The 12,074-nt window shown below is 62.4% G+C and carries 12 protein-coding genes and 1 pseudogene; 6 read left to right on the top strand and 7 right to left on the bottom strand.

The window, feature by feature from the left end; all coding sequences use genetic code 11:
• Positions 1-211 (bottom strand): annotated as a pseudogene (locus C0V97_RS16895) (NAD(P)-dependent oxidoreductase); the annotation flags it as partial.
• A 609-nt stretch (positions 212-820) separates the two neighbouring features.
• On the opposite strand from C0V97_RS16895, the gene C0V97_RS16890 reads away from it, so the two are divergent.
• Positions 821-1,186, top strand: coding sequence for a hypothetical protein (locus C0V97_RS16890; RefSeq protein ID WP_127103672.1), 366 nt, complete (start codon positions 821-823; stop codon positions 1,184-1,186).
• Between the two features lie 128 nt (positions 1,187-1,314).
• Here C0V97_RS16890 and C0V97_RS16885 read toward each other — a convergent pair whose 3' ends face one another.
• From C0V97_RS16885 to panB, 4 genes are all read right to left on the bottom strand, one after another.
• Complete coding sequence (locus C0V97_RS16885; RefSeq protein WP_127103671.1) at positions 1,315-2,535, bottom strand: PepSY domain-containing protein; 1,221 nt, start codon at positions 2,533-2,535, stop codon at positions 1,315-1,317.
• A gap of 454 nt (positions 2,536-2,989) precedes the next feature.
• Positions 2,990-3,718, bottom strand: a complete 729-nt coding sequence (locus C0V97_RS16880; RefSeq protein ID WP_127103670.1) for an SDR family oxidoreductase — start codon at positions 3,716-3,718, stop codon at positions 2,990-2,992.
• A gap of 110 nt (positions 3,719-3,828) precedes the next feature.
• A complete protein-coding gene (gene panC / locus C0V97_RS16875; protein ID WP_127103669.1) occupies positions 3,829-4,662 on the bottom strand; it encodes a pantoate--beta-alanine ligase in 834 nt (277 codons plus the stop codon).
• Entirely contained in the window at positions 4,659-5,477 is an 819-nt protein-coding gene (gene panB, locus C0V97_RS16870; protein WP_127103668.1) for a 3-methyl-2-oxobutanoate hydroxymethyltransferase, read from the bottom strand. The genes panC and panB overlap by 4 nt, the downstream gene beginning before the upstream one ends.
• Positions 5,478-5,687: 210 nt before the next feature.
• On the opposite strand from panB, the gene C0V97_RS16865 reads away from it, so the two are divergent.
• Complete coding sequence (locus C0V97_RS16865; RefSeq protein WP_127103667.1) at positions 5,688-6,785, top strand: branched-chain amino acid aminotransferase; 1,098 nt, start codon at positions 5,688-5,690, stop codon at positions 6,783-6,785.
• A gap of 176 nt (positions 6,786-6,961) precedes the next feature.
• Here the strand turns inward: C0V97_RS16865 and C0V97_RS18615 are convergent, their stop codons facing one another.
• Positions 6,962-7,273: a hypothetical protein gene (locus C0V97_RS18615; protein WP_199751988.1), complete on the bottom strand. Its 312-nt coding sequence runs from the start codon at positions 7,271-7,273 to the stop codon at positions 6,962-6,964.
• A gap of 137 nt (positions 7,274-7,410) precedes the next feature.
• On the opposite strand from C0V97_RS18615, the gene folP reads away from it, so the two are divergent.
• The 4 genes from folP to C0V97_RS16840 all read left to right on the top strand — a co-directional run bounded on the left by folP (position 7,411) and on the right by C0V97_RS16840 (position 11,140).
• The gene (folP, locus tag C0V97_RS16855; RefSeq protein WP_127103666.1) at positions 7,411-8,295 is read left to right on the top strand and encodes a dihydropteroate synthase; all 885 of its coding nucleotides are present in this window, start codon (positions 7,411-7,413) and stop codon (positions 8,293-8,295) included.
• A 43-nt stretch (positions 8,296-8,338) separates the two neighbouring features.
• Entirely contained in the window at positions 8,339-9,217 is an 879-nt protein-coding gene (gene folK, locus C0V97_RS16850; protein WP_127103665.1) for a 2-amino-4-hydroxy-6-hydroxymethyldihydropteridine diphosphokinase, read from the top strand.
• Positions 9,214-9,870 (top strand): GTP cyclohydrolase I FolE, encoded by a 657-nt coding sequence (gene folE / locus C0V97_RS16845; protein ID WP_127103664.1) that lies wholly within the window; start codon positions 9,214-9,216, stop codon positions 9,868-9,870. Before folK ends, folE begins: the two co-directional genes overlap by 4 nt.
• A gap of 106 nt (positions 9,871-9,976) precedes the next feature.
• Positions 9,977-11,140: an SMP-30/gluconolactonase/LRE family protein gene (locus C0V97_RS16840; RefSeq protein ID WP_127103663.1), complete on the top strand. Its 1,164-nt coding sequence runs from the start codon at positions 9,977-9,979 to the stop codon at positions 11,138-11,140.
• A gap of 89 nt (positions 11,141-11,229) precedes the next feature.
• Here the strand turns inward: C0V97_RS16840 and C0V97_RS16835 are convergent, their stop codons facing one another.
• Positions 11,230-11,946 (bottom strand): MgtC/SapB family protein, encoded by a 717-nt coding sequence (locus C0V97_RS16835; protein ID WP_127101651.1) that lies wholly within the window; start codon positions 11,944-11,946, stop codon positions 11,230-11,232.
• Positions 11,947-12,074: the final 128 nt, after the last annotated feature.

The raw sequence follows: 12,074 nt of genomic DNA, 5'->3' as shown, positions 1-12,074 counted from the left end.
AATACAGGATGGCGACATCGGCGCCCTCCCGGGCAAAATGCAGCGCTGCCGAGCGCCCGATGCCACTATCGCCCCCACTGACGATTGCTTTCTTGCCCGAAAGCTTGCCGCTGCCGCGATAGCTTTCCCTGATATGCGTGGCGAGGGGACGCATCGCTTTCTCAACGCCGGGTTGATGGGCCTGCGATTGGGGCGGAATCTGCTCTGGCATGAACTCTCTCCTGATCGTGGAACATTCGGGGTCCCGATTTCACGGACCTGTGATCAATGCGAGGCAAGAGAGGACGTTCCGGCGTTTCTCCCGAGATCGAGGTTTTGTGATATCGGGGGAGAGGCGGGTCTCAGGAGCGGGCGCGACGCGGTTTGACAATCGTGACCCTGCGGGACGAGACCGATCTGCCCGATAGACCCCGTATACCGAAACGGTCCTGGCCCCCGATATTTGCGTGTAGGGCGTGACACGGTCTCCCGGCGGACGGGTCACATGCCCTGTTGCATGCTTATCCGGGTGCAGGAGAGCGAGTGAAGCCGGTTCCATGCAGCGACCGGCTCCCGCAAGCTTTGAGCTCTGCGCCCCGCGCACCGGCGCGAGAAGCAGGAAGACTTCCCCCCGCTCTCGAAGCTGCGATGGCGGGCAGGCTGGCTTGTCAGGCCGGAAACAGTTACAGGACTGAGCAGTGTGAAGTGGTTTTTCACCCTCGAGGCAGGGCGCGTCAGGGAGAAAACAAGCCCTCCGTTCGCCTCGTATGCGCGGGGAAGGGCCGCCTGGGGATGAGGGAGCCGTGTCCTGAGCCGTATGGAAGATCCGGATCTCCACCTGATGGATGAGCGCGGGAGACGGATACGGGCCGCGCGTAGAAATGGCCGGATCTGGGTTTTCCTGATTCCCGGTCAGATCAGATTGCTGCGTCTCGTTTCACTCCTCTGCGCCGAATCTGCGATGGCAGGCGGAGCGCCTTGCGGTGTTCTGGTGGGCAAGATGACCTTTTTCGATTCCGATCGTTCCATCGCGATTACGGCCCATTGCGATCAGGCGGCCCTTGATGGCTGGGGGAGCAAGACGGGGGCGGCGTCTCGCTGGACCACAGGCAATGCCCTGCTGCCTCTGGGGGAGCGCACCATGGCTGGCCCCGGTGTACTCTCTATCGAGATCCTGTCAGACGGTCCCTATCTGGCCGCTGACTGACCGGGACACTGGCGTCTCTGTTCTGAGGTTGCCACCTCGGCGGCCCGTTGCCCGTTGCCCGTTGCCCGTTGCCCGTTGCCCGTTGCCCGTGCCCGTGCCCGTGCCAATGCCAGCGCCAACCGCCGGTATCAGTCTTCGGAGTGCTGTGCGGACGCTGACCGGGCGATCCGATGGGGTGGTGTGTTTCGCAGGGTGGATTTGAGCGCCGCCTGTGCCCTGGCGCGTCGTTTGCGCTGCCAGATCAGCACCCCGGTGACGGATAGCAGCGTCGTCGCGATTCCGCTGAGACAAACGAGAATACGCCCGACGAGACCGGCCAGCCTGCCGCTGTGAAACGGGTCCTGCACCTGCAGGATCAGATCGCCTAGACGGCCATGCGGCGGGAATTCGGCCTGCGTGATCGCGCCGGTCTCACGATTGACCGTGATCATCGGACTGCCAAATCCTGCGGGAAAACTGTCATCATTACTGAACAGGTAGAACATGGCGCTATCAGGCGCGCTGCTGAGGAGCAATGCGGCCGGACGCGCGGAAACACCATGCGCGACGACATAGTCATAGGCCCGTGATTCCGCTTCATCGAGGTTCAGAGGATGCGCGCCGCCCGGTCGGGGCACGGGCGGTGTGGGCTCCGCCATCGGGAAAAACGTACGCACGACCGGTTGAAAGACTTGCGGTCCCAATGCCAGAGCGACGCCGCTCACCGCCATCCCCAGCAGGATGATCCAGAGCCAGAGACCAAAAGCGCGATGAAGGTCAAAAAACAGACGCAGGGCCGACCGGGGGCGGGTGATGACCCAGGCTTTCTGCCACCCCGACCAGAACCCTCGACGCCACGGAGGGGTGACAGGCGGCAAGGTGAGCAAAAGTCCGTTGAGGCAATCGAGGCTCCAGACCAGCGCCGTAATACCGATGATCCACATCCCGATGGGCCCGGCAGCCAGAGAATAGTGCACCCGATAGATGAACGGGATCAGGACGCGCCGCCCCAGACAGCAGCCTTCGGCGACACGACCGCCCAGTTCATGGGCATCTGACGGGTCGAAAAACAGCTCATCTGTGCGCGACCTGCCCGATTTGTCGGTCGCGGGCGACAGATAGGCATGGATCGTCCCGCCGGGGGCAGGGCGATAATCCACGGCGATAAGACTCTGATCGGGATGCTGGCTTCGTATCACTGCCACGATCCGGCTCAGGGGCAGTTGCGCATCTTTGTGGCGAGTGATGAACAGATCCGGGTTGAGCATCCGGTCCAGTTCGACACGAAACACGCTGACGCTGCCGGTCAGACCGATGACGACAAGGAGCGGTGCCAGGACAAGCCCGACATAACGGTGCAGCAGAAGCATCGAATGCCGCCCGTGACGCAGGGGCCATAGCCATGTGTCCAGTCTTGACGCGCCTTTTCGCGGCCGCTGCGTGGGGCGCAAGGGCACATGGTGCCCTGAACCAGGGGGCGTGACGGGATCAGGCGCCTTGTCGATGAGAGCTGTCCCTTCACGAGAGCTTGAGCGTCGCCATCGCTAAAGACTGCGCAAGTGATAGTCAATCGCATTATGGGTGTGGATACGGGATCGCTATGCGGAGCGCGCGGAGCTGATACAGGGCCAGAAGACGAGGGCTGGGCCATCGAAAAGAGAGCCGGTGTGGCGTTTGCGGCGAGGCTCTTTTCCTGGCTCGGCCTGTGTCGGCCACCAGCCCACAAAAGAAAACCCCGCCTTGCGGGGCGGGGTTCTCCGATGCGTCATGGAAGAAGCTGGCAGCCGGGAGGGCGGCCGGGTCCGGCGTTCCGCTGTACTGGGCTCAGACGTCGAAGCCGTTCGGCAGCAGCACCAGGTCGCGCACCACCGTTCCCTTGCGACGGGTCAGCATGAAGATCAGCGCCTCGGCCACGTCGGAAGGCTGCATCATGCCGCCACCTTCGAGGGCGGCCTTGCGGCGCTCGGGGTCCCAGTCATTGATCAGCGGCGTCACGACCGGGCCGGGCTGGATGGCACCCACGCGCACACCATGCGGTGCCAGCTGGCGGCGGCAGGTATGGGTGAAGGCCTGAACGGCGTATTTCGACCCCGTGTAGATCGGCTCGGCCACGATCGGCACCACGCCCGCCACGGAGCTGGTAATGATGATGTCGCCGCTGCCCTGCTTGATCATGGGTGCCATGGCGACGCGCGCCGAATGGAAAGCCGCATTGATATTGAGGTTCAGCATGCGATCCCACACATCCGGGTCGCCTTCCCAGGCATTGCCACCGACATAGGAGCCCGCATTGGCGAACATGATGTCGAGACGGCCCTGCTCTGCGAGCACGGTGTCAACGGCCTGCTGGATGCTGGCGTGGCGGAAAAGATCGACTTCCACGCCGTGCAGCTTGTCGCCGAGTTCTTCGCGTGCCTTGTCCATGGCCGCCTTGTCGCGGTCGAGAACATAGACGATGGCGCCAGCCTTGATGAGGTGGCGGACGCATTCCAGGCCGATGCCCGAGGCGCCACCTGTAACGGCAGCGATCTTGTCCTGAAGAGGAAGCGACATGCTTACATACCTTCTTGTGCTTCAGCGCGTCCTGTCAGGGCCACGCCGGAGGCCCGATAAAATAATCAGGCCTCACTATGCGGGTAATGTCGCATGGTCCCGGGCGGGCGCTAAATAACGATGTTGTCAATCAGGCGCACAGAATCGAGAGCGGCTGCGGCGAGCAGCCGAAGCGTCTGCCCCGGCGTCATCTCCCGTGCGGGCATCAGGGTCTGAGCGTCGCAACAGGCCAGATAATCGATGGGGCCGAACCCGGCGGCTTCGAGGTCTGCCTCACCCGCAGCGAGTGCCGCCGCAATGGGGCGCCCCGCACGGATCGCACGTGCCGTCTCCTGCATGATGGCGTGAAGCCGTGGGGCGCGAATACGCGCCGCTTCCGGCAGGCGGCGGTTGCGCGACGAAAGCGCCAGGCCATCCGCTTCGCGCAGGGTCGGGCAAGACGTGATGCTGACCGGCAGGTTCAGATCCTGCGTGAAGCGCCGGATGATCTGCAGTTGCTGCCAGTCCTTCTCTCCGAAATAGGCACGATCTGCCCCGCTCATGCCAAACAGCTTGGTAACCACCGTTGCCATGCCGCTGAAATGACCGGGACGATGGGCACCCTCCAGCCGGTCTGTCAGACCGCTGACCTGGACGCTGGTGCTGTAGCCCTCGGGGTACATTGCCTCGACCGTAGGGATGAAGATGCCATCCACCCCCGCCAGCAAGGCGACATCCGCTGCCTCGCTGCGCGGATAATTTGCCAGATCATGCGCGTTATTGAACTGGGTCGGGTTCACGAAGATCGAGACGATCACCCGGGCGCATTCTGCCTGCGCCGCCCTGACCAGGCTGAGATGCCCCTCATGCAGTGCACCCATCGTGGGCACCAACCCGATCGAGGCGCCCGTCTTTTTCCATTCCGTCACGCGGCTTCGAAGCGCCGCACTGTCCCTGAGGATCATGACCGGTCCCCAAAGCTGTACTCTGCCCCCGGAAAGGCGCGGCTCCGTACATCCTGAGCATAGGCCCCTATCGCCTCGCCAGCCTGATCGGCCAGATTGGCATAGCGTCTGACGAATTTCGGCTTGAACGCGGCAAAGAGCCCCAGCATGTCGTCGATCACCAGGATCTGGCCGTCGCATTCCGGCCCCGCGCCAATGCCGATTGTCGGAATGGTCAATGCCCGGGTGATGCTGTCCCCGAGGCTTCGAGGCAGTTTTTCGAGCACCACGGCAAAGCCACCCGCCTCCTGCACGGCACGGGCGTCGTCCAGCACACGCGCGGCATCGCTGTCTCGCCCCTGTACCTTGTAGCCTCCAAGCGTATTGACCGCTTGCGGCGTCAGCCCGACATGGCCCATGACCGGGATGCCGCGCGCCACGAGAAAGGCGATGGTTTCCTTCATATGGACACCGCCCTCCAGCTTGACCGCCGCCGCACCGGTTTCGGCGAGAAGGCGCGAGGCGTTGCGAAAGGCCTGGGCCGGGCTCTCTTCATAGCTGCCAAAAGGCAGGTCCACCACGCAAAGCGCCCGCTCGAGACCGCGCATGACCGCCTTGCCATGCAGGATCATCATGTCCAGCGTGACCCCCAACGTTGTCGGCAGGCCATGCAGCACCATGCCCACGCTGTCGCCCACCAGCACGATGTCGCAGTCACGATCGGCCAGACGGGCAACGGGGGTCGTATAGGCGGTCAGGCAGACCAGAGGCGTGCCGCCCTTGCGTGCCATGACGCCCAGCGGCGTGAGACTATGGACCGGGGTCGATGCACTCATGACAGCCCTTTCAGCTTCTCTTTGTCAGGCCCGATTGTCGGTTCGTTTCAGCACCGCAGTCAGGCCGCGCCAGATCTGCACGGGCCGCCTTTGTGCCATCACGAAGAGGTCAGTCGGGGGGCACGTTCTTCTCTCTCCCTTTCAAAGGGTGTCAAGATGGCCCGAACGGGATAAACTGCCCGGCTACTGGACAGGAAGATGGATCAGATCATGGTTTCCGAAAGCGCCGCCCTGCATTTCACCATTGAGCCCACGAGCTCGCCGACCCCGGCTGATCATCGTGCGGACCTCATTGCCAACCCTGCTTTCGGACGAATCTTCACCGACCATATGGCCATCGTCAAATACAGCGAGGGCAAAGGCTGGCATGACGCGAAGATCACCGCCCGCAAGCCCCTGACACTCGATCCTGCCGCATCGGTTCTGCATTATGCGCAGGAAATCTTCGAGGGTATGAAGGCCTATCGCACCGAAGGCGGCGGCATTGCGACTTTCCGTCCCGAGGAGAACGCGAAACGTTTTCGCGCCTCGGCTGAGCGTATGGCGATGGCCGATCTGCCTCAGGAGATCTTCATGCAGGCCGTCGACGAGCTGGTGAAGATCGATCAGGACTGGGTGCCTGCGGGTGAAGGCAAAAGCCTCTATCTTCGCCCCTTCATGATCGCGACCGAAGTGTTTCTGGGCGTGAAGCCCGCGTCGGAATATCTGTTCATCGTCATTGCCTGCCCGGTAGGGGCCTATTTCGGCTCCGGCTGCGTGTCCGTCTGGGTGTCCGAGGACTATACGCGCGCGGCTCCCGGCGGTACGGGCGCCGCCAAATGCGGCGGCAATTATGCGGCAAGCCTCGTGGCCCAGCGCGACTCAAAGACCCATGGCTGCGATCAGGTCCTGTTTCTCGATAGCCGCGAGCAACGCTTCATCGAGGAGATGGGCGGCATGAACGTCATGTTCCTGCGCGATGACAACACACTCGTCACCCCGCCTCTGACCGGCACCATCCTGCCCGGCATCACCCGTGACGCTATCCTGCAGCTTGCAAAGGATCGTGGCCTCAAGGTCGAGCAGGCACCACTGGAAATCGATGAAATCTTCGCTGGGGCCGCATCAGGTCGCTACAAGGAAGCCTTCGCCTGCGGCACGGCGGCGGTAATCAGTCCCATCGGCTCCCTGCGCCGTACGGGTGGCGAAGCCCTATTTGGCGATGGCAAGACTGCCGGCGAAGTCTCGATGGGTCTCAAGAAAGCCCTGACCGAAATCCAGGCGGGCAAGACCAACGACGCGCATGGCTGGATCCACACCATTACCTGAGCGAGCAGAGTAGAGCCCCCCTCGAAGTGGGGGGTGGCTTCTGTCTATGTTCCGGGGGCGGGCGCCAACGCTCACCTGCGGCTTCGCTACTTACCCCCAAAGGGCAAGCGCCTCCGGGGGGAACGGTCCGGGCCTCATATAGGGATCGGACTGCCCTCGTCCCTGTGTCGCGCGGTTCAGTAGTTCTCGTCGAGCGCTTCCGGGGGCGGGCTGTGACGTTCCGGCTCCATGGTGCGGCTGATGGCGGCGACTTCCTCGTCGCTTGCGGCAGGCTGGGGTGAAAATCCAGGGTGCTCGCTGCGGCGTTCCAGCAGCACGCTTTCCAGGGCGGAAGGATCGGCCGCTTCGGCCTGACGGAAAAGGCTCTCGGCCTTTTCGTGCTCCCCCTCATCCTCTGCCCGGAAAGCAGCTTCAGCCAGAGAACGTGCGCTGTGATGCTTGTTATCTTCCCCATCGAAGATCGGGGTTTCGAACTGGTCATTGGCCATGGCGCGTCTCCTTGTCGGTCTGTCGACCCTTCACAGGATGAAACACCTGCGCCGGAAGAGGGTTCGTTTTTCTGGACCTGTCTGCTCCCATACTTTAAGAGCGGGTCTTTCCTTCAGTCCTGACGTGAATGGATGAGATGAGCGCGGTCGGATCCGCTGGTCAGTCGGCCGAATGGCAACAAAAACGCGATGCGCTCGTCGCCGCGATCTGGCGCGCCCATGAGACACGCACTCCCCTGATCATGGGGATCGTGAATGTCACACCGGATTCCTTTTCCGATGGTGGGTGTCACGACGACGAGGCGGCGGGCACGGCCCATGCGCGACGTCTGTCTGCTGAAGGGGCCAGCCTTCTGGATATCGGGGGCGAGTCCACACGACCAGGCGCCGATTTCGTGCCAGCCTCCGAGGAAATTGCCCGGACGCGCCCGGTCGTCCTGGCTCTTGCGGATGAACCGGCATTTCTGTCGATCGATACCTACAAGGCAAGTGTGGCACGCGAGGCCGTACGCGCCGGTGCGGTCGCGATCAATGATGTCTGGGGCATGCAGCGTGACCCGGCCATGGCGCGCGTGATGGCCGAGACCGGGGCTGTCGCAGTCCTGATGCATAATCGTGAGGACATCGATCCTGCGCTTGATATGCGCGACACGCTGCGCCGCTACTTCGACGCCTTGGTGTTGCAGGCCGAGCGCGCAGGAATACGGCGCGAGCGTATCGTGCTCGACCCCGGCATAGGCTTTGGAAAGACCGACCCGCAAAACCTGGAGAGTATCCGGCAGATTCAGATGCTGCGTGAGGTCTATGGCCTGCCGGTCCTGCTCGGCCTGTCGCGCAAATCCCTGTTTGGGCGTCTGCTCGGTCGAAGCGTCGAGGCACGTCTGGCAGGCACCATGGCCGCCAATCTGTGCGGCCTGAATCAGGGGGCAGCAATCTTGCGCGTTCATGATGTGGCGCCCCATGTCGATGCGGTGACAATCGCAACTCTGCTCAACCGATCCTCACTGGATGCGCGCGCCTGATGAGCCGCCTCTTTTTTCCTGCTTCGGGAGCGCTGCCTGCACGATGACCCATTCGACCATTCGTATCGACCGGCTGAGCGTTTTCGGTCATCATGGTGTCCTGCCGGAAGAAACCCGCCTGGGGCAGAATTTCCTGATCGATCTGGTGGCAACGGTCGAGACATGGACGGCTACGCAGAATGATGACTATCGCGCGGCGGTTTGCTACGCCGCGCTTTGCGATCATGTTGTTGCCCTGGTGGCGGGCGAGCCTGTTCAGCTCATCGAGACTCTGGCGGACAGGATTGCTGAAGCCCTTCTGGCTGCGTTCCCGACAATCACGCGTTTGACGATACGGGTAAACAAGCCCGCAGCCCCCATCCCGCATCCGTTTGGTATGGTCAGTGTCGAGACGACGCGGGAGCGTTTTCTGCCGGTCGGCTTCTCGCTGGGGTGCAATATGGGCGATCGCGAAAGCGCGTTGTCCATGGCGGTCACCTGGCTGGGTGTCACGCCGGGAGTGAAGATCGAGGCCGTATCGGGACTGTATCGTACCGCGCCCTTTGGTGGGGTCGAGCAGCCCGATTTCTATAATCTCTGTGTCACGGGGCGCAGCGCCCTCGAGCCACTGGCCCTCCTGCGTGTGTGCAAGGAGATCGAGAGCCGTCTGGGCCGTGTGCCGGGGCAGCGCTGGGGGCAGCGCGCAATGGACGTCGATCTGCTCTATCTCGGGGATCAGGTGGTGGAAGCCCCAGTGCTGACCCTGCCGCATCGTGGCATTGCCGAGCGGGCTTTCGTGCTGGTCCCCCTTGCAGAAATCGCTCCCGAACAGAAAATCAGTGGACTTTCCGTATCGGACATGTTGATCAGGCTCCCCCGCGAGGCTGATGACGTTGTCCCCTGCGCGGAACGCCTGTCTTGCATTGCCGAGGACCTGAAATGACCAAGCCGACTGCCGATCTCGTGGCGCTGGATGCCGCTCGCCACAAGGGGCAGGGGGGCGAGCGCCCCATCGCACCGATTGCGAAGCCCGAGGATGCGGAAGCCCGTATCGCAGGAGCGGTGCGTGAAATCCTGCAGGCTCTGGGTGAGGACCCCGATCGCGAGGGGCTGTTCGAGACACCGGGTCGGGTGGCGCGCATGTATCTGGACGTGCTGGGCGGCCTGCATGAGGACCCGCGTACGCATCTGCACAAGCAATTCCTCGCCGATCAGCATGAGGGGGCGGTGATCGTCCGTGATATCGGCTTTCATTCCATGTGCGAGCATCATCTCCTGCCGTTTTTCGGCAAGGCGCATGTGGCCTATCTTCCCGAAGGAGGCAGACTCACGGGGCTCAGCAAGATCGCGCGCACGGTGAACGTTCTGGCGCGCCGCCCACAGCTTCAGGAGCGCCTGACCGATCAGATTGCCGCCTCGATCATTGAGGTGCTCGAGCCCAAGGCCGTCATGGTGCTGGTCGAGGCCGAGCATATGTGCATGGCCATGCGCGGTATCCGCAATGTGGGCAGCCGTACGGTCACGACCGTCGTGCGTGGCACCTGGCAGCGTGATGCTGCGTTACGTGCCGAGATCATGTCTCTGCTCAAAGGGTAAGTCCTGGGCAACGTGTGGGTGTTATGCCTCACGTTGCTGTGTTTTGACGTCACGGGGTTTTGACGCGAGGGCATGATCACTTTCACGACGGACGGGAAGAGAGACCATGAAACAGCGTCTGGCCTTGTATGCCCTCTTATTGTCGGTCGCAGGCAGCACACTCATTGCCTCATCGTCTCACGCCACTGACGAGGGGGGTGTCTCCCCGCAGGCGGAAGACAGTATCGATGCCGGGTACAAGCCGAGCGGCAATATCGAGATCATCGGGCGTTTTCAGGACGCTCAACCATCGGGTATCGCCATTCTGTCCGATCGCCGCATGGTGCTTGGCTTTCCACGTAGCCTGCACGATCACGACGGTCCCCGACTTGCACTGTTCTGTCACGGCAAGCTGACGCCGTTCCCCGATGCGGAGAGCCAGGGGCGCTTCGTTTCCCCCCTGGGTATGACCGTTGATGCCAGCGGCCAGCTCTGGGTGCTCGATGAGGGTATCCTGGCGGGCAAGGGTACAGTGCCTGGAGCAGCGCGCCTGTTCCATATCGATCCTGTTGCCAGACGCATCGTCGAGGAGATCCAGCTCAGCGCGCCGGCACTGCGTTCGGACAGCCACCCGAATGATCTGCGTATCGACCTGACCCATGGCGACCGTGGAACTGCCTTCATCACGGATTCCTCCCTGACCGTGCATCCCGCTCTGATCGTCGTAGATATTGCGACGAACACCCAGAGGCGCCTGCTGGCCGATACTGAACCGGTCATGCCGCGTCATGGTTTCCTGGCGGTGCTCGATGGCAAGGCGTCGCGCTACAATCCGGACAAGCCGACCATGGCCCAGGCCGGTGCCAACGGCATTGGCCTGAGTGCCGACCAGCAGACCCTGTTCTGGCAACCACTGACGAGCCGCGAACTCTACTCCGCGCCCACCGCGGTTCTGGCTGACCCCAAGGCGACCGAGACGGAGATCGAGTTCAGCGTCAAGGATGAAGGCGAGGCGGGCATGGGCGATGGCATGGCCACTGCGCCGGATGGACGTCTGTTCCTGACCGATATCGAGCGTCATGGTATCTTGCAGCGCACGCCGGATGGCACGATCTCGGTCGTAGCCCACGACCCGAGGCTGATTTCCCCGGATGGTCTCGCCTATCGGGACAACACGCTCTACGCCACGATCGGGCAATGGTCACGCCAGCCTGCCCTGAATGACGGAGTGGATAAGGAGCAGCGCCCATGGCTTGTCGTCAGGATCACCCTGCCGCCCTATCAGCCCTGAGAAGCCTTTATGGCAGGAATCGCGCAGGCGATCGTTTATCGCGTGTCATGGAAGAGGGACACCCTTATAGGGCTCCCTCGCAGGCTTGGTCAGTTATCGGTGTTGAGCGACCATGAGGCGGCGCTTACACGGCTATCTGTCATGAGCGTGCTGACCAGGGTTTCAAGCGCGCTCGCGCCATTGGATGACACCATCAGAGCGATGGTGATGGCGATCTGGTCGTTATCCTCATCGCTCAGAGACAATTTTCCGATTGTGTAATCCGCATCTTCAAGCCGGGCTTTCAACTGCGTGGTCATGTCCTGCACGCTCAGACGGCAGGTGACGACGCGCAGCCCGTATCCGGTTTCCATCGCCTTGGCCTGGAGCGGGATCCGGTCGATTGCGCGCACGATGGGACGCAGCAGCGTATTGCCTGCAATGATAAAGAAAGTGAGCAGAAATCCCTCGGCCAGCATGTCACTGCCCACACAGGCGCCCACAGCGGCGGAACACCAGAGCGTGGCGGCCGTATTCATGCCGCGTACGGTGGCGCCCTCCTTGATGATGGCGCCCGCCCCCAGAAACCCGATTCCCGAAACGACATAGGCGATCACGCGCAGGGATTCGACGTCACCCGCAATGCGTTGGGCCAGATCGACAAAGGCGGCGCCACCCAGGGCTACCAGCGCGTTCGTTCGTACGCCCGCAGTCCGTTGTCGATATTGCCGCTCTGCGCCGATCAGCGTGCCGAACACGAAGGCGCTCAACAGGCTGATACTCGAATCCGTAAAGGAATGGAGGTCGAAAGTCTCGATGAAGCGCATCGGAGATCCAGTCTTGGCTGGTTGGCTGGCCCGGCCTGTCTAGTCGGTTTTCCCTCCTGCGCCCACCCGCCCGGTAGGGATTTTCCGACTGAATCTCCACGATCGGCAATATTATATCACGTGATCGT

Origin of the sequence: Asaia sp. W19 (genome assembly GCF_003994335.1) — a bacterium.
Taxonomy (GTDB): Bacteria; Pseudomonadota; Alphaproteobacteria; order Acetobacterales; family Acetobacteraceae; genus Asaia.
This window is presented reverse-complemented; position numbering and strand designations above follow the sequence as displayed.

Bases quoted from the DNA above. Each gene is read 5' to 3' on its own strand.
- C0V97_RS16890 (WP_127103672.1), top strand. From the start codon at position 821: ATGGATGAGCGCGGGAGACGGATACGGGCCGCGCGTAGAAATGGCCGG.
- C0V97_RS16885 (WP_127103671.1), bottom strand. From the start codon at position 2,535: ATGCTTCTGCTGCACCGTTATGTCGGGCTTGTCCTGGCACCGCTCCTT.
- C0V97_RS16880 (WP_127103670.1), bottom strand. From the start codon at position 3,718: ATGTCGCTTCCTCTTCAGGACAAGATCGCTGCCGTTACAGGTGGCGCC.
- panC (WP_127103669.1), bottom strand. From the start codon at position 4,662: ATGATCCTCAGGGACAGTGCGGCGCTTCGAAGCCGCGTGACGGAATGG.
- panB (WP_127103668.1), bottom strand. From the start codon at position 5,477: ATGAGTGCATCGACCCCGGTCCATAGTCTCACGCCGCTGGGCGTCATG.
- C0V97_RS16865 (WP_127103667.1), top strand. From the start codon at position 5,688: ATGGTTTCCGAAAGCGCCGCCCTGCATTTCACCATTGAGCCCACGAGC.
- C0V97_RS18615 (WP_199751988.1), bottom strand. From the start codon at position 7,273: ATGGCCAATGACCAGTTCGAAACCCCGATCTTCGATGGGGAAGATAAC.
- folP (WP_127103666.1), top strand. From the start codon at position 7,411: ATGAGCGCGGTCGGATCCGCTGGTCAGTCGGCCGAATGGCAACAAAAA.
- folK (WP_127103665.1), top strand. From the start codon at position 8,339: ATGACCCATTCGACCATTCGTATCGACCGGCTGAGCGTTTTCGGTCAT.
- folE (WP_127103664.1), top strand. From the start codon at position 9,214: ATGACCAAGCCGACTGCCGATCTCGTGGCGCTGGATGCCGCTCGCCAC.
- C0V97_RS16840 (WP_127103663.1), top strand. From the start codon at position 9,977: ATGAAACAGCGTCTGGCCTTGTATGCCCTCTTATTGTCGGTCGCAGGC.
- C0V97_RS16835 (WP_127101651.1), bottom strand. From the start codon at position 11,946: ATGCGCTTCATCGAGACTTTCGACCTCCATTCCTTTACGGATTCGAGT.